The 25,798-nt window shown below is 62.9% G+C and carries 23 protein-coding genes; 16 read left to right on the top strand and 7 right to left on the bottom strand.

Translation table 11 applies throughout. The features are described from left to right. Nucleotides 1-334: 334 nt before the first annotated feature. The 3 genes from N3C64_RS14775 to N3C64_RS14765 form a co-directional block, all read right to left on the bottom strand. Entirely contained in the window at nucleotides 335-667 is a 333-nt protein-coding gene (locus N3C64_RS14775; protein ID WP_260015037.1) for a nuclear transport factor 2 family protein, read from the bottom strand. A gap of 36 nt (nucleotides 668-703) precedes the next feature. Further along, nucleotides 704-2,122, bottom strand: coding sequence for an FAD-binding oxidoreductase (locus N3C64_RS14770; RefSeq protein WP_260015036.1), 1,419 nt, complete (start codon nucleotides 2,120-2,122; stop codon nucleotides 704-706). Between the two features lie 749 nt (nucleotides 2,123-2,871). After that, nucleotides 2,872-3,321, bottom strand: coding sequence for a c-type cytochrome (locus N3C64_RS14765; protein ID WP_218629448.1), 450 nt, complete (start codon nucleotides 3,319-3,321; stop codon nucleotides 2,872-2,874). A 104-nt stretch (nucleotides 3,322-3,425) separates the two neighbouring features. Between N3C64_RS14765 and N3C64_RS14760 the strand changes: the two genes are divergently transcribed. The 3 genes from N3C64_RS14760 (at nucleotide 3,426) to N3C64_RS14750 (ending at nucleotide 8,155) form a co-directional block, all read left to right on the top strand. Beyond that, entirely contained in the window at nucleotides 3,426-3,788 is a 363-nt protein-coding gene (locus N3C64_RS14760) for a hypothetical protein (RefSeq protein WP_260015035.1), read from the top strand. 73 nt (nucleotides 3,789-3,861) lie between these two features. Further along, the gene (locus tag N3C64_RS14755) at nucleotides 3,862-5,340 is read left to right on the top strand and encodes a multicopper oxidase family protein (protein WP_260015034.1); all 1,479 of its coding nucleotides are present in this window, start codon (nucleotides 3,862-3,864) and stop codon (nucleotides 5,338-5,340) included. 487 nt (nucleotides 5,341-5,827) lie between these two features. Beyond that, nucleotides 5,828-8,155: a heavy metal translocating P-type ATPase gene (locus N3C64_RS14750; protein ID WP_260015033.1), complete on the top strand. Its 2,328-nt coding sequence runs from the start codon at nucleotides 5,828-5,830 to the stop codon at nucleotides 8,153-8,155. 553 nt (nucleotides 8,156-8,708) lie between these two features. On the opposite strand, the gene N3C64_RS14745 is transcribed toward N3C64_RS14750, so the two are convergent. The 3 genes from N3C64_RS14745 to N3C64_RS14735 all read right to left on the bottom strand — a co-directional run bounded on the left by N3C64_RS14745 (nucleotide 8,709) and on the right by N3C64_RS14735 (nucleotide 10,695). Further along, complete coding sequence (locus N3C64_RS14745) at nucleotides 8,709-9,101, bottom strand: cupin domain-containing protein (RefSeq protein WP_218629453.1); 393 nt, start codon at nucleotides 9,099-9,101, stop codon at nucleotides 8,709-8,711. Between the two features lie 351 nt (nucleotides 9,102-9,452). After that, nucleotides 9,453-10,148: a 5-formyltetrahydrofolate cyclo-ligase gene (locus N3C64_RS14740; protein WP_260015032.1), complete on the bottom strand. Its 696-nt coding sequence runs from the start codon at nucleotides 10,146-10,148 to the stop codon at nucleotides 9,453-9,455. A gap of 202 nt (nucleotides 10,149-10,350) precedes the next feature. Then, nucleotides 10,351-10,695: a carboxymuconolactone decarboxylase family protein gene (locus N3C64_RS14735; RefSeq protein WP_260015031.1), complete on the bottom strand. Its 345-nt coding sequence runs from the start codon at nucleotides 10,693-10,695 to the stop codon at nucleotides 10,351-10,353. Nucleotides 10,696-10,953: 258 nt separating this feature from the next. Here N3C64_RS14735 and N3C64_RS14730 point away from each other — a divergent pair, with 258 nt between their 5' ends. The 4 genes from N3C64_RS14730 to N3C64_RS14715 all read left to right on the top strand — a co-directional run bounded on the left by N3C64_RS14730 (nucleotide 10,954) and on the right by N3C64_RS14715 (nucleotide 14,232). Continuing rightward, nucleotides 10,954-11,370: an RrF2 family transcriptional regulator gene (locus N3C64_RS14730; protein WP_260015038.1), complete on the top strand. Its 417-nt coding sequence runs from the start codon at nucleotides 10,954-10,956 to the stop codon at nucleotides 11,368-11,370. 401 nt (nucleotides 11,371-11,771) lie between these two features. Further along, a complete protein-coding gene (locus N3C64_RS14725) occupies nucleotides 11,772-12,005 on the top strand; it encodes a hexameric tyrosine-coordinated heme protein (RefSeq protein WP_260015030.1) in 234 nt (77 codons plus the stop codon). A gap of 711 nt (nucleotides 12,006-12,716) precedes the next feature. Then, on the top strand, nucleotides 12,717-13,031 hold the full coding sequence (locus N3C64_RS14720) for a hypothetical protein (protein ID WP_260015029.1): 315 nt from the start codon (nucleotides 12,717-12,719) through the stop codon (nucleotides 13,029-13,031). Then, nucleotides 13,024-14,232, top strand: coding sequence for an HlyD family secretion protein (locus N3C64_RS14715; RefSeq protein WP_260015028.1), 1,209 nt, complete (start codon nucleotides 13,024-13,026; stop codon nucleotides 14,230-14,232). Before N3C64_RS14720 ends, N3C64_RS14715 begins: the two co-directional genes overlap by 8 nt. 38 nt (nucleotides 14,233-14,270) lie before the next feature. Here N3C64_RS14715 and N3C64_RS14710 read toward each other — a convergent pair whose 3' ends face one another. Then, the gene (locus N3C64_RS14710; RefSeq protein WP_218629460.1) at nucleotides 14,271-15,032 is read right to left on the bottom strand and encodes a DeoR/GlpR family DNA-binding transcription regulator; all 762 of its coding nucleotides are present in this window, start codon (nucleotides 15,030-15,032) and stop codon (nucleotides 14,271-14,273) included. A 252-nt stretch (nucleotides 15,033-15,284) separates the two neighbouring features. Here N3C64_RS14710 and glpD point away from each other — a divergent pair, with 252 nt between their 5' ends. The 9 genes from glpD (at nucleotide 15,285) to N3C64_RS14665 (ending at nucleotide 25,759) form a co-directional block, all read left to right on the top strand. Further along, the gene (gene glpD / locus N3C64_RS14705; protein WP_260015027.1) at nucleotides 15,285-16,883 is read left to right on the top strand and encodes a glycerol-3-phosphate dehydrogenase; all 1,599 of its coding nucleotides are present in this window, start codon (nucleotides 15,285-15,287) and stop codon (nucleotides 16,881-16,883) included. A gap of 13 nt (nucleotides 16,884-16,896) precedes the next feature. Beyond that, a complete protein-coding gene (locus N3C64_RS14700; protein WP_260015026.1) occupies nucleotides 16,897-17,985 on the top strand; it encodes an ABC transporter ATP-binding protein in 1,089 nt (362 codons plus the stop codon). A gap of 11 nt (nucleotides 17,986-17,996) precedes the next feature. Next, complete coding sequence (locus N3C64_RS14695; protein WP_260015025.1) at nucleotides 17,997-19,073, top strand: ABC transporter ATP-binding protein; 1,077 nt, start codon at nucleotides 17,997-17,999, stop codon at nucleotides 19,071-19,073. A gap of 94 nt (nucleotides 19,074-19,167) precedes the next feature. Continuing rightward, entirely contained in the window at nucleotides 19,168-20,037 is an 870-nt protein-coding gene (locus N3C64_RS14690; RefSeq protein WP_218629464.1) for a carbohydrate ABC transporter permease, read from the top strand. A 2-nt stretch (nucleotides 20,038-20,039) separates the two neighbouring features. Then, the gene (locus N3C64_RS14685) at nucleotides 20,040-20,909 is read left to right on the top strand and encodes a carbohydrate ABC transporter permease (protein ID WP_218629465.1); all 870 of its coding nucleotides are present in this window, start codon (nucleotides 20,040-20,042) and stop codon (nucleotides 20,907-20,909) included. Between the two features lie 24 nt (nucleotides 20,910-20,933). Then, complete coding sequence (locus tag N3C64_RS14680; protein ID WP_260015024.1) at nucleotides 20,934-21,206, top strand: DUF2160 domain-containing protein; 273 nt, start codon at nucleotides 20,934-20,936, stop codon at nucleotides 21,204-21,206. An 83-nt stretch (nucleotides 21,207-21,289) separates the two neighbouring features. Continuing rightward, the gene (locus N3C64_RS14675; protein ID WP_260015023.1) at nucleotides 21,290-23,002 is read left to right on the top strand and encodes an ABC transporter substrate-binding protein; all 1,713 of its coding nucleotides are present in this window, start codon (nucleotides 21,290-21,292) and stop codon (nucleotides 23,000-23,002) included. A gap of 98 nt (nucleotides 23,003-23,100) precedes the next feature. Further along, a complete protein-coding gene (glpK, locus tag N3C64_RS14670; RefSeq protein ID WP_260015022.1) occupies nucleotides 23,101-24,585 on the top strand; it encodes a glycerol kinase GlpK in 1,485 nt (494 codons plus the stop codon). 25 nt (nucleotides 24,586-24,610) lie between these two features. After that, entirely contained in the window at nucleotides 24,611-25,759 is a 1,149-nt protein-coding gene (locus N3C64_RS14665) for an iron-containing alcohol dehydrogenase (RefSeq protein WP_260015021.1), read from the top strand. Nucleotides 25,760-25,798: the final 39 nt, after the last annotated feature.

Genomic DNA, 25,798 nt, shown 5'->3' with positions numbered 1-25,798 from the left:
ATGATCTCGATCACCAGCGCCGTCTTACGCTTCGCCGTCCAACGTTTGATGCTCTCGTCCATCGTCATACTCATTGCCACGTTCTCCCTTGTAGCACGAGCAGGATTTCACGGGGTCGATACACATGAGGGTTGAGCCGGTTCAACCAGGAACGCAGCCTCTCCGGCCAATCCCTTTTCAGCGCCAAGCGCGCCGCCGCTCCTGCTGATTGGCTCGGTCGATGCGCGGCATAAGGGACAGCGCGACTGTCCCCTGTAGAGGCTGGTTCGAATTTGTCTGGCAGCACCACTCGAGGCGTTTCACTCCGCGCAGCCTGCCCGAGTGCGTGGCGGGGTCAGGTCGGAAGTGCGGTAGCGCCGGTTTCCAGTCGAGAGATTTTTCCGTCTTTGAGCGAGTAGGCTGACAGAACCGCCTCGCGCGTGCCATCGGGGTAATCGTTTATGGAATGTAGAACCAGAATATCATCGTTCTCGTAGAGACAGCGGCGTTGCCCCATATTCGTACGGCTGGCTGACATCATCCTCTCGAGCATCGCGATCGTTTCTGGCTTGTTCATCTGGGTGCCGTTCTGATGCCGAACAAAGACAAAATCCTCGGCTAACAGTTCGGCGTAGGCATCGACATCACGGCTTTCTGTCGCTTTGGCGACCTTTTCGAACATAGACATGCTGATCTCCCTAATTGTCTGTCAGTTCTCTCCCGACTAAGCGGCGGGAACGATGTTGTGGTTCACGCGAAACAGGTTGTCGGGGTCGTATTTGGCTTTGATCCGTCCAAGCTTGGTCATGTTCGCGCCATAGACCCCTGCGACGCGGTCTGCCTCGTCGTCGGGCATGAAGTTGATATAGGCGCTGCCGGTTGCATAGGGCGCCATCTCTTCGAACAGCTCGCGCGCCCAACCGATACACGCAGCGTCGCCCGAGGGGTCTTGCCAGCGCGTGTGTACGTTCATGATGAAGTGTGACGCGCGCTCTGGATAGGCTGTTCCCTCGACAGGTACGCGCGCCATTGCGCCGCCGACATGCGCGATGAACACCTCGCAATTCGGGTCGGGCAACGTTTCGATCGCGCTCAGCAGAGTGGAAACGGCCTCCTCCGGAAGTCCTTTGAAGTCATGACTTTTCCAGTAGTTGCGCATCCCTGGCGTCAGCAGAGGATCGAAGGCTGACTGCCAGCCGATGTAAGGCGTCGGGCCAATCACATCGGCAATCGGCTCTCCCAACGCCCGCAGCCCTGCAAGCGCCTCTTCGCCTTTCGCTAGATCACCGGTGTAGCAGGCCGCAAAGACAAGAACAGGGCGTCCGTGCCATTCCTCGGGTAGAAATGGCAGGGGCGGGGCTTTTCGCATCACAACCCAGACCGTCAGCTCGTCTGGCGCCGTGTCGGCAATCTTGCGGTAATCCTGCAGCAGGTCGGGCGCCGCTTCGATCGGGTGAACGATCAGGCCGGACAGAACCTCGGAGCCGATGTCGTGAACCTCAAACTCGAATGAGGTGACGATGCCAAAGTTTCCGCCGCCGCCGCGAATGGCCCAGAAAAGGTCGGCGTTTTCATCCTCGCTCGCGATCAGGATCTTGCCATCTGCCGTCACGATATCGACCGAGATCAGGTTGTCGATGGTCATGCCATACTTGCGCGTGAGCCATCCAAACCCGCCCCCGAGCGTGAGGCCGGCGATCCCGGTGGTCGAGTTGATCCCGACGGGAAGCGCGAGGCCATGCACCTGCGTTTCGCGATCGATATCGCCCAGGCTCGCCCCCGGCTCGACCCGAACCGTCTTCTCGGCTCTGTTCACCCGGACCGAGTTCATGTGCGACAAATCGAGGAGAAGCGCCCCCTCGGCGACCGCATGTCCGGCGATCTGATGTCCGCCGGAGCGGACCGCAATCAGCAGGCCGTTCTCCCGAGCAAAGTTGACCGCTTTCTGGACATCTGAGGTTCCCTTTGCGCGGATCACGACCCCCGGCTTGCGGTCCACCATCGCATTCCAGAGGGTGCGGCCCTCGTCGTATTCGGCGCTTCCGTCGGTGAACACGCCTCCACGCAGCCCGGAAGCAAGAGCCGCGACCGCGTCTTCGTCGACTGGTTGAATTGTTCCTTGGAGTGATTTTAGCATAGTCATGGCTGAGCTCCTCCCGGGTTGATTTCGGGGTTTCTTGCCATGGCATTGCCATTGTCGCGGTATTCTCCGCCTGCTCGAATATAGCGTATTCGGCCACGAGCGGCGACTTGTCGTTTAGGTCAAGGGCGCGGTCCGGCTTGCGAGGGCAGGGCGGTAGGCAATCAGGCCTTGATAGACAGCAGAGCGCGCAGGTCTTGGCTCAGGTTGCGCAGGCAGCGTTTCTGCGTGGTGTCATCGGAGGAGATGGCGCAGCAATCAGACCCGGAGCTCCCGCTGCGCTTCGCGATTGTGCTGATGCTTCTAGTCCAGCGAAGACTCACCCGCATTTTCGCGGGATGAAGTCAGGTTTCGTGTCGCGCTCATAGCCGGTGCGTGACGAATGCGGCGTCGGAGACGCGGAGAGGAAAACCTACACGCATCTTTCGTGTGGTGGCTTGGGACGCCAGATGGTCCTTCATCCGGGCGAAAACGCCATGTCGCCTACTGTGGTCAGCGGGCCTGAAGCGTTTTCGGGGTCTGCGCAGCCTAAGGGCGAAGTCCTGCATCGCGCCACCGGATGTCATTGCGATTGGCGAAGATAGATCCACTCAGAACCTGAAGGCCATCGATGCGCGGCTTGCCCGGCTTTTGCGGAGGAACGGCAACCGCCACGCCATGCGCGCGCCGCTCTGACCGAAGAGGGTGTTCAGCTTCAGTCTCGTTGCAGAGCCTGAATCGCGCTGCAAAAGCAAGATGGGTGGGGCCCGATCCTAGTTCGCCTGCGACACGCTTTCCTGATAGCTGCGCTCACGCTCGGGCCACGTGCTTTTGATATAGGCGAGGACAGCGCGGATTTCCGTGTCGCTCATCTCCCCCGAAAAGCCGGGCATGTCGCTCTCGTATCCGCCGCCTACGACAGCGGCGGTACCCTCCTTCACGATGCGAAACAGCAGATCGTCGGCGTGATGCCATGTGTGGCCGCTGGCGTCGTGCGGTGGTGCCGGCAGCCTTCCGGATGGGAGCGGCGAGCGCCAGTCGGGCTGGCCTTCCAGCGTCTCTCCATGGCAGGAGGCGCATCGCGCGACATAGATCTGCTGCCCCTGCGCGATGATATCGGCCGAGGCGTAGGCATCGGATGCCGCAAGGCCGATGAGGCTCAGACCGCCCGCGAGCCATACAATCGCGCCAGTGATTCGAGGTGTGTTCTTCAAGGCCTTCATCTCCGATCACCCCAGAATCCCTGGGGTTTATTGAGCAAAGTCCCGCCCGCGGTGCGGTGCGGCGGGCACTGGACATTCTGCCAGAGCTGTGGCTACCGTTACGCATGCTTTCGCGCCTTGTCACCATTCTTGCCGTCCTCGCGATCACCGTGGTGACCTCGGTGGTGCCCACGCATGCCGCGCGTATGGCCATCAGCACTGGCCCGGATTACGTGGCATCTGTCGGTCAGGCTTTGGATGCTCCCGAGGGAGCGGAACTTGCCTGTCAGGGGCGCGCGCATTGCGCGCCGGCGGATTCCGAGATCTGCACGTTCGTCTGTGCCAATGCGTCGGTCTTCTTGGCTCCGGCGGAAACCAACACTCTGCGCGCGCATGATCCTGTCGGTCATCTTTTCCCGGCCGAAGCGGATCATGCCGACATCGCGCCCGCGCTCGCCGAGCGTCCGCCAAAGTCTCTTCCTCTCTAATCGCGCCCGGACTGACGCCCGCGGCGTCCTATCGGCTTAGAGAAACGGGACTGCATGTCCCCAGGAGACGAAAATGAACACGCTTTCTCGACGCGACTTCCTAGTCGCAAGCGCTGCGGCCATTGCCTCTGCGCAGCTTCCTCGCGCGGCCATCGCGCAGACCACAGCGCCCCTCGCGCTGTCTGCCGCCACGCGCACCCTCGATATCAATGGTCGCGCCGTCACGGTCTTCGGGCTTGTTGGTCCCGCAGGCCAGGGCCTTGTTCTTGACCCCGGACAAAGATTCCGCGTCGATCTCACCAATGATCTCGGAATCGACACGATCGTGCACTGGCACGGACAGGTCCCGCCCAACCTGCAGGACGGGGTCCCGGATATGCCTTTGCCGTTGCTCGCACCGGGCGAGACGCGCTCGTACGACTTTGAGGCGCGGCCGGGAACGCATTGGATGCATAGCCATGTGCCGGTGCAGGAGATGCAACTGCTTGCCGCCCCGCTGATCGTCCGCTCCGCCGAAGATCTGGCCGCCGACCGGCAAGAGGTGGTGATGTTCCTGCACGATTTCGCCTTTGCGCCAGCCGAGGAAGTCCTGGCGACGATTGCAGGCGGCCAAGCGGGTGCGGGCCATGGCGCGCATGGCAATCCGGGCGCGCCTTCCGCCGCGCAAGCTGCCCCGGAGATGCCTATGGGCAACATGATGGGCGGGATGATGGGCATGAGCGGCATGGCCATGGATCTGAACGACTACGATTGGGATGCGTATCTCGCCAATGACCGTACGCTCTCGGACCCCGAGGTTGTGCAGGTCGAACGCGGCGGCCGAGTTCTGCTTCGCGTCATCAACGCCGCGGCGGCGACCGTTTTCTGGGTCGATACCGGCGCGGTTCCGGCCCGTTTGATCGCGGTCGATGGCAATCCGGTCCAGGCGGTGCCGGGAAACCGGTTCGGGCTGGCAATGGGGCAGCGCATAGACCTGGAAATCGATCTGCCGCGCGAAGGCGGCGCCTGGCCCATTCTGGCGTTGCGCGAAGGCGCGCGGGAGCGCACAGGGCTTATCCTCGCGACAAGCGGCGCAGAGGTGGCGCGTATCGACGGGCTGGCCGAGATCGAGGCTCCGGCATTCGATACGGATCTTGCTCAGGAGGCGCGGCTGACAGCCCTTGCACCGTTGCCGCTTCGGCCGGTCGATCGCGGACACATGCTGATGCTGGGTGGCGCGATGCAGCCCTATGTCTGGACGATCAACGGCGCGGTATGGGGGCAGCATCGCCCGGTCGTCGCGCGCAGCGGTGAGCGGGTCGTCATGTCGTTCCACAATATGTCGATGATGGGACACCCGATGCACCTGCATGGACATGCGTTTCAGGTTGTCGGCTTGAACGGACGCGCGCTTTCCGGTGCCGTGCGGGATACGGTCTACGTTCCTCCGATGTCTATGATCGATGTGGTGCTCGACGCGGGCGAGGCCGCGCGCTGGATGCTGCACTGCCATCACATGCCACATCTCGCCACGGGCATGATGACCGAGTTCGCGGTCGAGGCCTCGGCCTGAGGCTGCTCGGGCGCGCTTGGGTGCGCCCTGACACCTCTGGCACCACCTACAGCGCCACAACGCGCGGCGATTGAGGGTCCTTCGATCCGCAGTCGCAGCGTTGGCCACGGTTAGGAGAGTTGAGGCATGAACTGGAACGGCATGAGCAATGCAATGGGTTTCGGGGAGGAACTCGGCTTGCCGAGCCTCGCGCTGGCCACCTTGGTCATTGCCAACCTGACCAGACATCTTTGCAAGCGAAGCGCTGGACGTTCTGGCGACCCGTTTCGTGGGTCAGCAAGGCTCCGGCACGGATCTGCGCGCCTGTGGAGAGCACAGCGCAGCACATATCAACGTGCTGCCTGTCGTGCGGGCGCGCGAGTTATCCGCCGTTGGAAACCCGCCGCGCAGGCGCCGGTAACGCCGCGCCTGCCGCTAGCGGTTCTGCCCGGGCTTCAAACACTTGAAGCCATCAGGTTGAGATTGAAAATCGAAAGAAAGACTGGCCATGGAACATCATCATAAGGCCCACCCGACTGCCGCAGATACGCCGACCGCAACGGATCCGGTTTGCGGCATGACCGTCGCCGCGACATCGATCTCGCGGCACACAGAGTATTCTGGAAAGACATTCCATTTCTGCTCGGAAGGTTGTGAAACCAAGTTCGATACCGACCCGTGGTTCTATGCCGCTGGTCGTGCGGTCGAGCGAGGGACTGTTGCCGCTGCGCAGGTGCAATACACCTGCCCGATGCACCCCGAGATCATACGCGATGAACCGGGCAGTTGCCCGATCTGCGGGATGGCGCTGGAGGCGTTGTTGCCCTCGGACGCGCCGAGTCACGAGTTGGCCGACTTTACCCGCCGGATGTGGATATCTGCGGCGGTCGCGGTTCCGCTCTTCGCGCTCACCATGGGTCAGTTGGTCGGGATACCGTTGCGCGACTGGATCGGGCATGGGGCAGCGAGCATTACAGAGTTCGCTCTCGCGACGCCGATCATTCTCTGGGCGGCCCTTCCGTTCTTCCGGCGCGGCAGAGAGTCCCTGGTAAACAGATCGCCCAACATGTGGACGTTGATCAGCCTTGGCGTTGCGGCTGCCTACCTCTATTCGCTGGTCGCCACCTTCTTGCCCGGGGTCTTCCCGGATGAATACCGGATGGGCGGAGGTGTAGGCACTTACTACGAGGCGGCTGTCGTGATCATCGCGCTGGTTTTCGTTGGACAGGTGCTGGAGCTACGTGCGCGTGAGCGCACCGGGGACGCGATCCGGGCTCTGCTTGACCTCGCCCCCAAGACTGCACGGCGCATCCTTCCGGATGGATCAGAATATGACGCGCCACTGGAAAACATCATGACAGGCGACCGGCTGCGCGTGCGCCCGGGCGATGCGGTCCCGGTCGACGGGGTTGTGCTCGAGGGGCGGTCGAGCCTTGATGAGTCCATGCTCACGGGAGAGTCGCTGCCTGTAGAGAAGGGACCGGGTGATGCGGTGACGGGTGCGACGATCAACAAGAATGGTTCTCTGGTCATAGAGGCGCGCAAGGTCGGCGCCGATACCGTGCTGGCACAGATCGTCGCGATGGTGTCGAGCGCGCGCCGATCCCGCGCACCGATCCAGGGCATGGCTGACCGGGTGTCGGCGATATTCGTGCCATCCGTGGTGATGATCGCGATCATTGCCTTTGTAGTCTGGCTGGCGTTCGGCCCAGAGCCTGCGCTGGTCTTTGCCATCGCCTCTGCGGTGTCGGTTCTGATCATTGCGTGCCCCTGCGCGCTTGGTTTGGCAACGCCGATCTCGATCACGACGGCGGCCGGACGAGGGGCGCAGGCGGGGGTCTTGGTAAAGGATGCCGAGGCTTTGGAACGGATGGCTGCGGTCGACACGTTGATCGTTGACAAGACCGGGACGTTGACGATGGGCAAGCCAGTGTTGACCGACACGATAGCCCTGGCGGACATCGCGGCCGCCGACCTGCTATCATTGGCGGCAGCGTTGGAGCGCGGGTCGGAGCACCCGCTCGCCGAAGCGATCCTCGAAGCGGCGACGTTGGACGGCGGCCCACGTCGAGATGCCGTCGAATTTGAGGCGATCACCGGCAAGGGTGTGCGTGCCCGCATTGACGATCAGCCTGTGGCGCTTGGGAATGCCGCGATGATGCAAGAGATCGGGCTGGATGCCGCTCCGGCGGAGGCGAAGGCGGACAAGCTGCGCGAGGAGGGCAAGACCGCGATCTTCCTCGCTGTCGGCGACTTGCTTGCGGGCGTGTTTGCTGTTGCCGATCCGATAAAAGCCTCCACCGCGCAGGCCATTCGTGAACTGCACGCCCAGGGGATGCGGGTTATCATGGCAACGGGCGACAACGAACGCACGGCGCATGCGGTGGCGGCAAAGCTCGGAATCGACGAGGTGCGCGCCAACGTGCTTCCCGAAGCCAAGAAAGAGTTGATTGATCGCCTGAGGTCCGAAGGCCGAAAGATCGCGATGGCAGGCGACGGTGTCAATGACGCCCCCGCGCTAGCCGCCGCCGATGTCGGTATCGCGATGGGAACGGGCGCAGATGTGGCGGTGGAGAGTGCAGGGATCACCTTGCTTGGCGGCGATCTCATGGGCATCGTCCGCGCCCGCAAGCTCGCCCGCGCGACGCTGCGCAACATCAAGCAAAACCTCTTCTTTGCCTTTGCCTACAACGCTCTTGGTATTCCGGTCGCAGCGGGTCTGCTTTATCCGCTGACCGGAATGCTGCTGTCGCCAATGATTGCGGCGGCCGCGATGAGCTTTTCGTCGGTTTCGGTGATCATGAACTCTCTTCGATTGCGGCGGGTCGTGCTCTAGTCCGTCCGCTCCGATCTGACCCTGCGGACCTGGTCAGAGGAACGCGGTTCGAAGGAAGGCTGCTCTGGTCATCTCGTGGCATGATCGGGCACCTTCCTTCGGCTGTTATAGGGCAGGCCTTGAAACCATTCGGTTGACCGAAACCAAGCAGGACCGGTTCCCGCAGCTGTTTCGGAGCATTGTTGAGCCGCCGCTCGATCGCGCCATCGGCGGGGATCTTGGCGGTAATGAACCGCGCATGCCGCAAGAACCGGGCAGTGGATGGAGAACCAGCGGCGCTCCTGCGCTTGGCTTTCCGAGGGCGAGGGCGGGCCATGATCCGGTCTCAGCGGATATGAAGCCGCTGGATCTCGCTGCCCCCAGTTCATCCGCCTGTGTCAACTCAACCGGCAGGCAGCCTCGCCAGCAGACCTCATCTAAGACCGAGCACTGCGCAACTCTCACAGAAGGGCGCGGTATCTGTTCAGCACGGGACGTGTTGGCACCGAGTTGGAGGTCGGCTCGAATGCGGCTGGCCACGTCCTCCCGGCGGCGCCTGTTTGACTCCGTATGGCTATACGAGCGTATCCAACTCGGGCAGCAGCACGACGCTTTCCTGCTCATTGGGATCGGTTCTGGAAAGCACGGCGACTGCAGGCACGTCACCATCGTTGTACGGAAGGTGGGGCGTATCTGCGGGTATGAAGATCAGATCGCCAGCGCTTGCTTCCATCAGGTTCTCGAGCCTGTCCCCCCAATACATCTTGGCGGTGCCGGAGATCATATAAATCGCGGTCTCATGCGAGAGGTGTTTATGCGCCTTCGCGCGTCCGCCAGGCGGGATCGTCAGGAGATGCATGCAGATGCCCTGACTGCCGGTGGTTTCCTTCGCAATCCCTTCGAAGTAGTCAAAACCCTGTTTCCCGGAATAGGTCCCGCCGGGGCGCAGCTTGATGCAATCGGCCATCTCAAGTGTCCTCTGCTTGTTGTTTCACGCATTATTCAGGGTAGGCGAACATTGCCGGATGACCTAACGGAAAGAGAAGGGCGAGCCGAATGGAGACGAGTGCGATTCAGCAAGGCCGATCGTGTGAGGTCTCTACCGTGATGCCCCGGGGATAAGGCGTTAACTGCCATGGCGGTTCTTCGGAACGATTGGCAACGGATTGCCTTGCCCAACTGACAGTCTGCGCCTGACTAGCTCAGGCGAGAGCCGCCGTCAGCAGGAAGCCGGCCGAGATGGCCGACGGATAGCCGGGCAGAAACTCATGCGCCTACCGGTTGTCGGATCCCGCGCGTATCTGCTTCGCCCCTTTGCTCATGTCGCCTCCACCCCCTTCTCGGTCAGGATAAGGTCGAGAGGGATGTCGTGGGGCTGCGGGAAAATGGTGGCAAGTTGCGCCGCCGCGAAACCGATGCCGATGACAAAGGGTTTCGGGCGCAGCGCCGCCAATGTCCGGTCGAAATAGCCCCCGCCATAGCCGAGGCGGTAGCCATCCGACGTCCAGCCGACGAGGGGGGCAAGCGCGATGTGGGGCGTGACGGCGGGCGCCTCCGGGGGTGGGACGGGAATGTTCCAGACGCCGCGCGCCATGCGGGTCTCGGGTGTCCAGCGACGGAAGGTGAGCGGGGCTGACCTGGTTTCGACCAGTGGCAGGGCGACGGTCACTCCGGCCATGTGAAGTTCGGCCATAAGCGGGCGCAGGTCTGGCTCGCCCTTGATCGGCCAGTAGCCGGAGAAGACCAAACCGCGCACCCCGTCGAAGCGGTCTTTCAATAGCTGTCGCAAATACCCGGCCAGGGTCTCGTCGATCACCTCGCGCTCAGTGCTCGACAGCGCCAGACGCGCGTTGCGCAGGCGCGTGCGTTCGGCCTTGCGCCAGCGCGCCACATCGCGTGCCTGTTCGGAATCGACCGCCAGCGGATCGAAATAATCGGGCGCGATCTCGGCAGCATAGCAGGGGGGTGAGGAAAAACCGCTTCGGCAGCGGAAGTTCTTGAATTCGTCACTCATGACTTCACCTTGAAACCGTTCCGAACCAAGCCCTTCAGGACATGCCGGGCCTGCGCGACCGTATTGGCCAGATGTGTGGCGACGGGCGGAACATCTGTTGGATCGCCAGCGCCCCGATCGATTAAGAGCACCGGGGTTTCGAGGCTCGGATCGCGTTGACGGCAAAGGGGGCGTCGTCAAAGGATGACCTAGGCCATGTGCATCAGGTGTCTCGTTTGTCTGCGTCCCCGATCACCTCCACTGCCTTCAGCGCATGTGCCCAGGATGCGCCAGCGCGCATTTCAGCGGCAACCCAGATCGCCTCCATGATCTGTTCGCCCGAGGCGCCCGCGCGCCGGGCGGCCTTGACATGACCCTCAATGCACCACGGGCATTGGGTCGCATGCGCGACCGCCACGGCGATCAGCTGTTTGGTGCATGCATCCAGCGCGCCTTCGGCAAACACCGCTTTCGAGAAGGCGCGAAAGCTGTCTTCGATATCCGGTGCCAGGGCATGGCGCCGGTCGACGAGGTCTCTGGTCGCTTTGGGAAGATGTAGCTCAGCCATGGGTGGCACTCCGCGTTTCAAATTGTGGGCATAACACTTATCTGACCTCTGGCGCGTGGTCGTCGTGACCCGCTCGCATCGCGCCGATTGCCGCGCCCTGCCGCATTCGCGCCGTGATCTCGGCGCTCAGTCGCGGGAGGGCTGAGATGATCAGTGGATCGGCGGATGACATGGCGTTCTCAAGATTTTGAGTTCGACTCTCATGCTATCTCTGCTAAATATGCATTGCAAATACCAATTTAAAAAGTGCGGGACAGCATGAACCTCACATCCTTCACCGATTATGGGCTCCGCATGCTGATGCGGATGGCGAGTGCCCCCGATCAGGCATTCTCGACCGCGGATATGGCCGAGGAGTTCAAGCTGTCCCGCAACCATCTGGCAAAGATCATGCAGCGGCTCGCACAGGGCGGCATCGTCGAGACCCGGCGCGGCGTGAATGGTGGCGCGGTCTTGCGGTCCAGCCCCGCCGAGATCCGGCTTGGCGACATCGTGCGACTGCTCGAACAGGGGCAAGCGCTGGTCGAGTGCCTCGGGCCGACAGGAGGTGACTGCACGATTGAGGGCTGTTGCCGTCTCAAGTTCAGGCTTCGGCAGGCGGAGGCCAGGTTTATCGCGGATCTGAACCGATCGACTCTTGCCGATATAGCCCTTCCACAACGGGCGGTCGCGTGATGCGAAGAGGCAGGGCAAGCTTATCGCAGGGCCGTCTGTTTCCGATGCCCTCTATGCTGACAAGCCAGCCTCTTTGTGGACGGAACGGCCTGACCGGGTCGTGCTTGGTGAGTTCCCGAACAGAGCCTCCGCCTCGCGCGCCCTGTTCACATGCCATTTGCGGGGAACTGCAGCCGGGCCCCGCTGTGATGCCCGCTTGGGCGGGTCACTCGTCCGGTGAGGCGATCAATCGCTTGGTCCGCCATCTCCGGGTTCCTGATTGCTTGCTGGTTTGCGGGGATCGGACACAGCAAGAGAAGCCGACGTCTTTGCACTCACGAGCGGCAGAAGTGACAATGCAATTGATGCCGCAACACGCGTTAATCCACTGAAACACCTGCTTCAAACGAAAGGAATACCTGATGACCACTTGGCTCCCGACACTCAAGACGGCAACACCCGAAGAGGGCTATAACCTTGCGGTCAAGCTTGCACGAGTTGCCGTGAAACTCACTCAACCCGATCCCGCCGTGCGGGACCGGTTGCGCCCGGAATACGCCGAAGACTCTGGTGCCTTGATCGCGGTCAGTCAGGTGGTCGCTACGCATTTCGCCACGGTTGCAGCGGCGAATGGCTACTGGCGCGACAGGACATGAGTGAGGTTGAGCGAAGCGCCCATCAGTTCATAGTCGAGGCGTGAGCGCGGGGCAGGGTGTCTGAGCCGTCCGCCGAACGGCGGACAGTGACGCAAACTAACATCCACTATCTGCGGCTCTCCGAAAGCGAGACGATCGAATGTCACCACCCCACGCTGTCTGTCGGGGCGGGCTGCCGCCTGCCGTCGATCGCGCGGTCGTCGTTCGACTATGCACCGCGGGTGGGATCGAGATGGACCCGGCGCGACCCATCGCGAATAGCCGCCCGCCGTGGCCGCCTTCAAACACATCGAAGCTGGCCGGCAGGGGCCGTAGCTCACTTCAATCAACCCGGAAACGGATCGCAAATCGAATAGGAACTCACTGCTCGACGATACCGATACGTGACGGGTTCCGTCCGCGGCAGGATGGGGTGGCCGTGGCGCGGGCAACATAGCAGCAGGTATTCATGCGGCGGTATGTGCGTTCGGCATGGCGGCTGAGGCCTGGAAAGGGCGCTATACCCGGGCGGTCTCAGCGACGGATATGGCTCGGAGGCGCGATAGCTTATTGGGGCGCAGGCGAAATCATTCTTGTGAATGAAACACTTCTTGGGTTTAGTTGACTGATAGGGGCCAAAGCGCCGCAAGCGGGGGACGTATCGTGTCAGAAAACATTCCGGGTCTTGATCACCTACCCTCATATGTCACAGGCCCCGGTGAGACGGATGTCTTGCTGGTCGGGGCGATCATATTGCTGCCGCTCATTTTTCTCGCCTTCGGTGCGTTCTTTCTGTCTTTGCATTCCATTCCGGACCGCATGGCGCACAAGGTCAATCACAACCAGCTCCAATTGATCGGGTTACTGACTCTGCTCGCACTGCTGACGCATAACAACGTGCTGTGGCTGCTTGCACTGATCGTTGCGGCGCTGAATCCGCCCGATATGTTGACGCCCCTGAGATCCATGGCGCGGTCACTGGCGCGCATGTCACGCAGGCCCGATCCGATCCGTTCGACCGATGACGAGGTGCGCGACGATGCTTGAACTCCTTTTCAGTGCCTGCGTCACCATCCTGCCCGACTACCTGTACCGCTCGCGCGTGCAGGGCAAACGGATTGGCCATGAGATCACGCTCTACTCAGTCTGGTTCGAGTTGCGCTGGGGGATTGCGGGCTGCGCGATCCTGACGACCGCGCTCATCACCCTGATCTTCTTCTATCACCCCGAGACGACGAATGTGACGTCGTTCTTCCGGACGGTAACGATCCTGCCGCAAACGGGTGGCCGCGTCGATGAGGTCCTGGTGCGCAACGGGGATGTGGTCGAGGCGGGGCAACCGTTGATCCGGCTGGAAAGCGATGCTCAGAAAGCGGCCCTGGCCGCGGCGCAGAGCCGTCTGGCCGAAGTGGATGCCGCGCTCGCCGTTGGTGCGTCGCGTCTTGCCGCCGCAGAGGGCGCGCTCGAGCAGGCGCAAGGCGGGCTGCGCAATGCCGAACAGGAACTGGAACTGCGCCAGGATCTTGCGCGGCGCAACTCCTCGGTCGTGTCCGAGCGGGATCTGGAGGCGCTTGAGAACGCGCTCACGTCGGCCCGTGGAGCCGTGAATGCCGCCGAAGCGAACCGCGCGGCTGTCGAGGCCGAGCTTACCCAGGTCTTGCCAGCGCAGCGCGCTGCGGCGACGGCCGCGATCGAGCAGGCGCAGGTCGCGCTGGATCAGACCGAGATCGTCGCGGGTGTCGCGGGGCGGGTGGAGCAATTCGCGCTACAGGTCGGTGACTACGTCAGCCCGGTCCTTCGGCCCGCGGGTATTCTGGTGCCCAGCAATGAGGGCCGGGTCGCCGTGTTCCAGGCCGGATTCAACCAGCTTGCCGGTCAGGTGCTGCACGAGGGTATGGTGGTCGAGATGACCTGCCTCAGCAAACCCTTCGCAATCATTCCGATGCGCATCACCGGTATCCAGCCGCAAGTTGCGGCCGGGCAATTCCGGCCGACCGATCAGCTTGTGGATCTGGCGCAGCTGCGCCAGCCGGGGCTGATCACAGTCAAGATGGAGCCGATCTGGCCGGAAATGGCCGAGGGCGTTCTGCCGGGTTCGGCCTGTGCCGCGATGGCCTATACCACCGCGCCGCATGACAGTGGCGTCTTCATGCATATCGTCGAGACGGTTGGCGTGGTTCACGCGGCGATGCTGCGCATCCGGGCGCTGGTGCTGCCGGTTCAGGCGCTCGTGTTCTCGGGGCATTGATTGACAGGCGGGCCGAACCGGCCCGCCGTTTCGCGCCTTTACGGGGTAGTGACCACCTTGGTGCCCCATCCTTCGCAGGCTGCGGCCAGGTCCGGGGCGAGGATGCGGTCGGTGAAGAACACGTCCACATCGGCCAGCGAGGCAATCCGCGCGGGCGCGCTACGGGAAAATTTGGTGTGATCCGCCACAAGGAAGGTCTTGCGTGACTGGCGCAGGATCGTCTGACTGACGCTGACCTCCTGAATATCGAAGTCGAGCAGGTCGCCATCGCGATCCAGCGCCGAGCAGCCGATGACCGCGAGGTCGAACTTGAACTGCCGGATCGTCTCGGCCGCGAGGTTGCCGATCAGCCCGCCATCGGCGCGGCGCAGATGCCCGCCGGTGACGATGATCTCGCAGGACGAGTTGGCCACCAGAATATTCGCCACGTTCATGTTGTTCGTCACCACCAGCAGGTTCTCGTGGTGCAGCAGTTCTTGCGCGACGGCTTCCGTCGAGGTGCCGATGTTGAGAAACAGCGAGATCCCGTTCGGAATGCGCGCAGCACAGGCGCGGGCAATGGCCTGCTTGGCCTCGGGGTTGAGCGAGCGGCGTTCCTCATAGCCGATATTCGTCGTGCCCGAGGGCAGCACGGCGCCGCCGTGAACACGCTCCAGCCGCCCGGCTTCGGCCAGATCGGTCAGGTCACGGCGAATGGTTTGCAGCGTCACGCCGAAATGCGCCGCCAACCCCTCGACCGTCACCTTGCCTTCGCGGCGCGCGATGTCGAGGATTTCCGGGTGCCGGAAGGTTTGAGACATGGCTCCCGTGCCTTTCCAATTGGGTCGGGTTTGCGGCGCTTTCCTAACGTCATGAGTCGGGGAATGAGCGGAAAAAGCAACCCCAAAGGCTTCGGCGAAGTGATGCGCGCGGAAAATCGCACCCGGCATTTTCTCTAACTGCTTGAGATTTGGCGGAAAGATTAAAAACGAAAAAATACGAACATAAAGTGCTTGCGAGAATATGCGATGTTAGCGATAAACATGCAGCAACGCGGCTAAGGGGGGAATCGCGTGTCGCATCCGCAAGACATCGAGATAACGGATCTGTTCATCATCGGTGGTGGCATCAATGGGTGTGGCATCGCGCGGGATGCGGCGGGCCGTGGGCTGAGCGTCGCTTTGGCCGAGATGAACGACCTTGCCAGCGCAACCTCCTCGGCCTCGACCAAGCTTTTCCACGGCGGTCTGCGCTATCTGGAGTATTTCGAGTTTCGGCTGGTGCGCGAGGCGCTGATCGAGCGTGAAGTTCTGCTGAAGGCGATGCCGCATATCAGTTGGCCTATGCGTTTTGTTCTGCCTTATCATAGAGATATGAGGTTTGAATCGGATACGCCGACCTCGAAACTGCTTGGGCTGTTCATGCCCTGGATGAAAGGGCGTCGCCCTGCCTGGCTGATCCGCCTGGGTCTCTTTCTTTATGACCACCTCGGCGGGCGGAAAATCCTGCCGGGAACGACGACGCTGGAGCTGGCGGGCGCGCCCGAAGGGGCGCCTTTGCAGGAACGTTTCGCAAAGGCTTATGAATATTCGGATTGCTGGGTCGAGGACTCGCGTCTCGTGGTGCTGAATGCCCGCGATGCAGCGGCGCGCGGCGCGCGGATCATGACGCGCACCAAGGTGCTCAGCGCGCAGTTCGAGGATGGCCTGTGGCGCATCAAAACGCGCAATAGCGAAAATGGCGAGCAGGCGACGCATCATGCGCGGATGCTGGTCAATGCCGGTGGGCCGTGGGTCGGCGACATTATCCACTCGACCGTGCACAGCACCTCGCGCGAGGGGATCCGGCTGGTGCGCGGCAGCCATATCGTCACGCGTCGGCTTTACGATCATGACAAGTGCTATTTCTTCCAGGGGACGGACGGGCGGATCATCTTTGCCATCCCCTATGAGGGCGACTTCACCCTGATCGGGACGACCGATGCCGACCACCCGGATGCCGCGCAAAAGCCCGAGTGCACGCCGCAAGAGCAGGACTACCTGCTGAACTTCGCTAACCAGTATTTCAAGCGTCAACTGACCCGCGACGACATTGTCTGGACCTACTCGGGCGTGCGGCCGCTCTATAATGACGGTGCAAGCAGCGCGACGGCGGCGACTCGCGATTACACGCTGAAGGTCGATACCAGCAGCGGCGGCCCGCTTCTGAATATCTTCGGCGGCAAGATCACGACCTATCGGCGGCTGGCCGAAAGTGCGCTCGAGAAGATCGGGGCGCAGATCCCGGTTGCCAAAGGGCCCTGGACGGCAGGTGTGCCGCTGCCCGGTGGCGATTTCCCGGTGGACGGTGTTGCGGCCCTGACGTCCGAACTGCGCGCCCGCTACCCGTTCCTGACCGATTTCTGGGCGCGCCGCCTGGTGCGCGCCTATGGCACCGAAGCGGCCGTGATGCTGGGCGATGCGCAAAGCGCCGCCGACCTTGGGCGCGATTTCGGCGCGACCCTGACCGAGAAAGAGATTGCGTGGCTGATGACCCGCGAATTCGCCCGCACCGCAGAGGATGTGGTGTGGCGGCGCAACAAGCTGGGCCTGCGTCTTGGCGAGGAACAGATCGCTGCCCTGGATGGCTGGATGGCTCAGTGCCGCTACAGCGCGTCGTCGGCTGCGGAATGAGGAGGAGAACCGGATGACCCTGGAACTGAGGGGCGTTTCAAAGACCGTGGAGGGGCAGACCCACATCTACCCCACGGATCTGACGCTGGAAAATGGCACGATGAACGTGCTGCTGGGGCCGACGCTTTCGGGCAAGACCTCGCTCATGCGTCTGATGGCGGGGCTGGATGCGCCCTCCTCGGGACGCATCTTCTGGAACGGCGCGGACGTGACCGGCCAGCGCGTGCAGGATCGCAAGGTCGCGATGGTCTACCAGCAGTTCATCAACTACCCGTCGATGAGCGTTTACGACAATATCGCCTCGCCGATGAAACTGCTGGGCGCGGACAAGGCCGAGATCGACGCCCGCGTGCGCGAAACGGCCGAGCTGATGCAGTTGACGCCGATGCTGGGCCGCAAGCCGCTGGAACTGTCGGGCGGGCAGCAGCAACGCTGCGCGCTTGCGCGTGCGCTCGTCAAGAATGCGGGGCTGGTGCTGCTTGATGAGCCGCTGGCGAACCTCGACTACAAGCTGCGCGAAGAATTGCGCGTCGAGATCCCGAAGATCTTCGAGGCCTCGGGGTCGATTTTCGTCTATGCCACGACCGAGCCTGAGGAGGCGTTGCTGCTTGGGGGCAATACCGCGACCCTGTGGGAAGGGCGGGTGACCCAGTTCGGTCCGACCCCTGCGGTCTATCGCCAGCCGCTCGATGCCACGACCGCGCGGGTCTTCTCGGATCCGCCGATGAACTTCCTGCAGATCTCCAAGACCGGAAACCGGATCATGTTCGGCGCCGGGCAAAGTGCTGCGGCGACCGGCAAGCTGTCTGAACTGCCTGACGGGCGCTACATGGCGGGCTTTCGGCCCAACCATCTGGAGATCGTCAAGCACACGCCCGATGCGCTGGAGTTCACCACGACGCTCAACGTGACCGAACTGACCGGTTCGGAAACTTTCGTGCATCTTCAACATCATGGTGAGCGTTGGGTGGGCCTTGTGCACGGCGTGCATGACCTTGCACTGGGAGAGGAGCTGCGCGTCTGGCTCGACCCGCGACATGTCTACATCTTCGGCGAAAACGGCAAGCTGGTGGCCCCGGCGGCCTATGCGCTGGCGGCCTGAGGGGGGAAACGATGGCCAAGATCACGCTTGATAACCTAGCGCATTCCTACCTGCCGAACCCGGCATCCGAGGATGATTACGCGCTCAAGGAACTCAACCACGACTGGGATGATGGCGCGGCCTATGCGCTGCTTGGGTCGTCGGGGTGCGGCAAGTCCACCTTGCTCAACATCATCTCGGGGCTGTTGCAGCCCTCGCAGGGGCGCATCCTGTTCGACGGGCGTGATGTGACCCATGCCCCCACCGCCGCGCGCAATATCGCGCAGGTTTTCCAGTTCCCGGTCGTCTATGACACGATGACCGTGCGCGACAACCTGGCCTTTCCGCTGCGCAACCGGGGCCGCGATGAAGCCTATATCGCGCAGCGCGTTCAGGAAATCGCGCGCATGATCGGCATGGAAGAGATGCTGAACAAGAAGGCGCGCGGGCTGACGGCGGATGCCAAGCAAAAGATCAGCCTCGGGCGCGGCATGGTGCGCAAGGACGTCAACGCGCTTCTGTTTGACGAGCCGCTGACCGTGATCGACCCGCATATGAAGTGGGAGCTGCGCACGCAGCTGAAAAAGCTGCACCACGATTTCGGTCACACGATGATCTACGTGACGCACGACCAGACCGAGGCGCTGACCTTCGCCGACAAGGTGGTGGTCATGTATGACGGCCGCGTTGTGCAGATCGGTACGCCCGAGGAGCTGTTCGAGCGCCCCGAGCATACCTTTGTCGGCTATTTCATCGGCTCGCCGGGGATGAACGTGATCCCGGCCCGGATCGACGGCAACAAGGCCTATGTGAACGGCGCCTTTGTCGAGCTGTCGCAAAGCTACCGGCCGCTCTCGGGCAAGGTCGAGATCGGCGTGCGTCCGGAATATGCCCGCCTGTCGCAGACTGAGGGGCTGCCGGTGAAAGTGCGCCGTGTCGAGGACGTGGGCCGACACAAGATCATCAGGGCCGAGTTTTTCGGAAACGATATCAACATCATCGCCGATGAGGGCGAGCAGATCAGCGCGGATATGAACCGCGTCTCGTTCGATGCGGGGCACGTCAATGTCTATGCAAACGACTGGCGCGTTCAGGGGGAGGCCGCGTGATGGCCGGGTGCCGTTACGCCAAGGCCAGGGGCGCGCTGCCCGTCACTGAATACCCGCGCTGCAAGGCGCAACCGTCCGGGGAGGGGGCGAGGTAATGGAAAAGACAGTCAACCAAAAGGCATGGTTCCTTGTTCTGCCGGTCCTGCTGCTTGTCGCGTTTTCCGCCGTGATCCCGCTGATGACGGTCGTGAACTATTCGGTGCAGGACACGTTCGGCAACAACCAGTTCTTCTGGGCCGGTCTCGACTGGTTCCGCGAGATGCTCAGCTCTGACCGGATGTGGAATGCGCTCGGGCGTCAGCTTGCGTTCTCGGGGATCATTCTGGCGATCGAGGTGCCACTGGGGATTTTCGTGGCGCTCAACATGCCCAAGTCCGGGTTCTGGGCCTCGCTGTGCCTTGTGCTGATGTCGCTGCCGCTGCTGATCCCGTGGAACGTGGTCGGTACGATCTGGCAGATCTTCGGGCGCGTCGATATCGGTCTGCTCGGCTACACGCTCGATGCGATGGGCGTCAGCTACAACTACACGCAGGACACGCTGGCCGCCTGGATCACCATCGTGACGATGGATGTCTGGCACTGGACCTCGCTTGTGGCGCTGCTGGCCTATGCCGGGCTCAAGTCGATCCCCGACGCCTATTACCAGGCCGCCAAGATCGACCAGGCCTCGCGCTGGAAGGTGTTCCGCTTCATCGAACTGCCCAAGATGATGGGCGTGCTGATGATCGCGATCCTGCTGCGCTTCATGGACAGTTTCATGATCTACACCGAGCCTTTCGTGGTCACCGGCGGGGGGCCGGGCAACGCGACGACGCTGCTCTCGATCGACCTCGTGAAGATGGCTTTGGGGCAGTTCGACCTCGGCCCGGCGGCGGCGTTCTCGATCATGTATTTCCTCGTGATCCTGCTGATCAGCTGGGTGTTCTACACCGTCATGACGAACCTTGACCGGAAAGGGGCCTGACCATGGTCGATGCAACCGCACAGATCCCGGGCGGCGCGACCGCCAAGGGCCAGGCCCGCCGCAGCAAGGTGCGCATCAACAGCCGCGCCGTCGTGATGACGATCTATCTGCTGTTCCTGATGCTGCCGATCTACTGGCTCTTGAACATGAGCCTGAAGACCAACACCGAGATCCTCAACACCTTCACGCTGTTCCCGCGCGATCTGACCTTCGCGAACTACGCCACGATCCTGAACGATCCGGCCTGGTACATGGGCTATGTGAACTCGCTGATCTATGTGGTGATGAACACGGTGATCAGCCTCGTGGTGGCGCTGCCGGCGGCCTATGCCTTCTCGCGCTACCAGTTCATGGGCGACAAGCACCTGTTTTTCTGGCTGCTGACCAACCGGATGGCACCGCCTGCGGTCTTCGCGCTGCCCTTCTTCCAGCTTTACAGCTCGGTGGGGCTCTTCGACACGCATATCGCGGTCGCGCTGGCGCATTGCCTGTTCAACGTGCCGCTGGCGGTCTGGATCCTTGAAGGCTTCATGCGCGGCGTTCCCAAGGAGATCGACGAGACCGCCTATATCGACGGCTACAGCTTCGGGCGCTTCTTCGTGAAGATCTTCATGCCGTTGATTGCCTCGGGCATCGGTGTCGCGGCCTTCTTCTGCTTCATGTTCTCGTGGGTCGAGCTGCTGCTGTCGCGCACGCTGACCACGGTCGATGCAAAGCCCATCGCCGCGATCATGACCCGCACGCAGGGCGCCTCGGGGATCGACTGGGGCGTGCTGGCCGCCGCGGGGGTGCTGACGATCGTGCCCGGCGCGCTCGTGATCTACTTCGTGCGCAACTACATCGCCAAGGGCTTCGCCCTGGGCCGCGTGTGAGCACCGGATAGAGGAGGAAAAACAATGGACTGGATGGCTTGGACCTGGCCGACCGCGACCTTCTTCGCCGTGATCGCCACGCTGCTGATCGTCTTCACCGTGCTGGCGATCAGATACCCCGAGACCCCCCGCGTGGGCATCCTGCGGATCGAGACCACGCGCGGCGACCGGCTTTTCATCACCCTTCTGGGCTCGGCCTTCATCAATCTGGCCTGGCTTGGTGTCGTGGGCGCGGGGCAGCCCTATGCCCTTGTCGTCTGCCTGATCTACGCCGCAGCGGTGTTCCGCTGGGTCTAGGAAACGGCTGCGCGGCCGAGGCGGGAAAGGGCCCGGCCACGCTTTGTACTCAAGGAACGAACGGTTCAATACGGGAGGACAAAATGAACCACCAACTCAAGTCAACAACGGCGGCGCTGCTGATCCTGGCGGGTCCGGCCTTCGCCGACATGGAGGCCGCGCGCGGCTTCCTCGACAAGGAGATCGGCGATCTGTCGTCGCTGAGCCGTGCCGAGCAGGAAGCCGAAATGCAGTTCTTCGTCGATGCGGCGAAGCCTTTCGCGGGTATGGAGATCAAGGTCGTCTCCGAAACGATCACCACCCACGAATACGAAAGCCAGGTGCTGGCCCCGGCCTTCACCGCGATCACCGGCATCAAGGTCACCCATGACCTGATCGGCGAGGGCGACGTCGTCGAGAAGCTGCAAACCCAGATGCAGTCGGGCGAGAATATCTACGACGGCTATGTCAACGACAGCGACCTGATCGGCACCCACTGGCGCTATCAGCAGGTGCGCAACCTGACCGACTGGATGGCGGGCGAGGGCGCCGACGTGACCCTGCCGACGCTCGATCTGGCGGACTTCATCGGCCTGAGCTTCACCACCGGCCCGGATGGCAAGGTCTATCAGATGCCGACCCAGCAGTTCGCGAACCTCTACTGGTTCCGCTATGACTGGTTCAACGACGAGAAGAACAAGGCCGACTTCAAGGCGGCTTACGGCTACGATCTGGGCGTTCCGGTCAACTGGTCGGCCTATGAGGATATCGCCGAGTTCTTCACCGGTCGCGACCTGTCGCACCTGGGCGTTCAGGGCGCGGTCTATGGCAACATGGACTACGGCAAGAAAGACCCCTCGCTTGGCTGGCGCTACACCGATGCTTGGATGTCGATGGCCGGTATGGGCGACGTGGGTGAACCCAACGGCCTGCCGGTCGATGAATGGGGTATCCGCGTGAACGAGAACTCGCAGCCGACGGGTTCGTGCGTGGCACGTGGCGGCGCGACCAACAGCCCCGCGGCGGTCTATGCCGTGACCAAGGCGATCGAATGGCTGAACAAATACTCGCCCCCGGCGGCGGCAGGCATGACCTTCTCCGAGGCCGGCCCGATCCCGGCGCAGGGCAACGTTGCGCAGCAGATGTTCTGGTACACCGCCTTCACCGCTGACACCGTCAAGCCGGGCCTGCCGGTGATGAACGAGGATGGCACGCCCAAGTGGCGCATGGCCCCCTCGCCGCATGGCGTTTACTGGAAAGAGGGTCAGAAGGTCGGTTATCAGGACGCCGGTTCTTGGACGCTGATGCAGTCCACCCCGGTGGATCGCGCCAAGGCGGCCTGGCTCTATGCCCAGTTCGTCACCTCGAAGACCGTGGACGTGAAGAAATCCCATGTGGGTCTGACCTTCATCCGCGAGTCGACCGTGCAGCATGACAGCTTCACCGAGCGCGCCTCCAAGCTGGGCGGTCTGGTCGAGTTCTACCGCTCGCCCGCCCGCGTGGCATGGTCGCCCACCGGCACCAACGTTCCGGACTACCCGAAGCTGGCGCAGCTGTGGTGGCAGAACATCGGCGATGCCATGTCGGGCGCAAAGAGCCCGCAAGAGGCACTCGATGCGCTCTGCTCCGATCAGGAGCGCGTGCTGGAGCGTCTTGAGCGTGCCGGTATCCAGGGCGACATCGGTCCCAAGCTGAACGAGGAAATGGACGCCCAGTACTGGTTCGACCAGCCCGGCGCGCCCTATCCCAAGCTTGAAAACGAGGACGAAACCCCGCAGACCGTCAGCTATGATGAGCTGATCAAGTCCTGGCAGTAAGCCTTCCTCCCCGGCCGGGGCCCCACGGGGCCTCGGCTATCCTGGAAACGTCCGGCGCCAGGATGCCGGGCGAACCATTGCTCTGAGGAGAAGCGGTTATGACCCATATTCTTGCAATCGATCAGGGAACCACGTCCACACGGGCCATTCTTTTCGATCAGGCGATGAACGTGGTCTCCTCGGCGCAGGAAGAATTTCCCCAACATTATCCGGCCAGTGGCTGGGTTGAGCATGACCCGGCCGATCTGTGGTCCACCACCGCCGCCACCTGCCGCGCCGCCATCGAGCGCGCGGGCACGGGTGCCGAGGGGATCGCAGCCATCGGCATCACCAACCAGCGCGAGACGACGCTGGTCTGGGATCGCAAGACCGGAAAGCCCATCCATAACGCGATTGTCTGGCAGGATCGGCGCACCTCGGCGCTGTGCAAGGCGCTCAAGTCCGAAGGGTTCGAAGAGGTCGTGACGGATCGCACAGGCCTGCTGCTCGATCCCTATTTTTCGGGCACCAAGCTCGCCTGGATCCTCGACAATGTCGAAGGCGCGCGGGCGCGGGCCGAGGCCGGAGAGATTGTCTTCGGCACGGTCGATACCTGGCTGGTGTGGAACCTGACGGGTGGGGCGGTGCATGTCACCGATGCCACCAATGCCGCGCGGACCATGCTTTACGATATTCGCAAGGGGCGCTGGTCGCAGACGATCTGCGAGCGCCTTGGCATCCCGATGTCGATGCTGCCCGAGGTGCGCGACTGCGCCGCCGAGTTTGGCCAGACCCGCCCGGACCTCTTCGGCCGCGCCATCCCGATCCTCGGGATCGCAGGGGACCAGCAGGCTGCGACCGTGGGGCAGGCCTGCTTTGCGCCGGGTATGATGAAATCCACCTATGGCACCGGCTGTTTCGCGTTGCTCAATACCGGTGCGGCGCCGGTGCGTTCGCAAAACCGGCTGCTCACGACCATCGCCTACCAGTTGGACGGCAAGCCGACCTATGCGCTTGAGGGCTCGATCTTCATTGCAGGCGCTGTGGTGCAGTGGCTGCGCGATGGGATCAAGATTATCCGCGAGGCGAAAGAGGCGCAGGGGCTGGCCGAGCGCGCCGACCCGACGCAACAGGTGGTGCTGGTGCCAGCCTTCACCGGGCTTGGCGCGCCCTATTGGAATGCCGAGTGCCGCGGCGCGGTCTTCGGGCTGACGCGCAACTCGGGCCCGGAAGAGCTGACCCGCGCGGCGCTGGAAAGCGTGGGCTACCAGACGCGCGACCTGTTGCAGGCGATGCGCGCGGACTGGACCGGCGGGGGCGAGACCGCGCTGCGGGTCGATGGCGGCATGAGCGCCTCGGACTTCGCGATGCAGTTCCTGTCGGACATCATCGACGCGCGGGTGGACCGGCCCAAGGTGCTTGAGACAACCGCCATGGGCGCAGCCTGGCTGGCGGGGCAGCGCGCGGGGCTTTACCCGAACCAGTCGGAATTTGCCGCGCAATGGGCGCTGGAGCGGTGCTTCCAGCCGCAGATGGCCGCCGAGACCCGCGAAGAGAAATACGCGGCCTGGCGCCGCGCCGTGGACGCGACGATGCGGTTCTAGGCCGCTGGCGGTCCGAGGGGGAGCGATGACGATCTTTTCCGTGACGGCTCCGGCCCAAACCATCTTTGGCCGCGACAGTCGCCTCGGCGCCGCCGCGCATGTGGCGCGGATGGGCACACGCATCTTGCTGGTCAGCGGCCGCTCGGTTCCCTGGGTCGAGACCTTCGCGGCCGAATTGCGGGCCTTGGGCCTTGCCGTCGCGCGGCACTATTCTGCGGGCGAACCCTGTCTGGACGACGTGCGAGATGGCGTCAGCGCCGCACGCCGCTTTCGCGCGGCGTGCGTGGTCGCCATCGGCGGGGGCGCGAGTATCGACCTTGGCAAGGCCATCGCGGGGCTTGCGGGGTCTGAGGGCGACCCGGAGGAGTATCTGGAACTGGGGCCAGCCCCCCCGCGCCGCCTGAGCAACCCGCTGCCCTTCGTTGCCATGCCGACGACCGCAGGCACCGGGGCCGAGGCCACGCGGAACGCGGTCATCAGCCTGCCCGAGCAGCAGTTGAAGATCAGCCTGCGCGACCCCCGGTTGGTTCCGACGCTGGCAATCGTCGATCCGGCGCTGACCGATGGCTTGCCCAAGGCGCTGACGCTTGCCACCGGGCTCGATGCGATCACGCAGTTGATCGAAAGCTACCTGTGCAACCGCGCGAACCCCGTCAGCGATGCGCTCTGCCGCGACACGCTGCCCGAAGCGATCGCCGCCCTGCGCTGCCTGATGGAGGGGCCGTCAGAGGCCGCGCGCGATACCATGGCGCGGGCGAGTTACCTTAGCGGTCTGGCGCTCGCCAATTCGGGGCTCGGAGTGGTGCATGGGCTTGCCTCGGTGATCGGTGGGCGGGGGGGGGCGCATGGTGCCATCTGCGGGCGCCTTCTGGCCGACGCGCTGCATGTGAACCGCACGGTTGCGGCGCGCGCGGGCCTGTCCGCGCGGCGCTACGACGACGTAGACGGATGGCTGCGCGAAGGGCTTGGCGGGGCCGATAGCGGGCCAGAGTGTCTGCGCAGCTTCGTTGACCGCCACGGTCTGCCGACGCTGCGTGATCTGCATCTGCCCGAGAGCGATTTCGACTCTGTCGCGCGTGCGGCCCTTGGTGCTTCCTCGACCAAGGCGAACCCCGTTGCGCTGAGCGAGGGCGAGATCGTGCAAATCTTGCTCGGCGCGGCGCGGTCGTTTTGAAGCATGCCCACTGTGTTTTCTAAGAAAATTGGCGTAATG

Origin of the sequence: Sedimentimonas flavescens, assembly GCF_025154035.1 — a bacterium.
GTDB classification, from domain to species: domain Bacteria; phylum Pseudomonadota; class Alphaproteobacteria; order Rhodobacterales; family Rhodobacteraceae; genus Rhodobacter; species Rhodobacter flavescens.
This window is presented reverse-complemented; position numbering and strand designations above follow the sequence as displayed.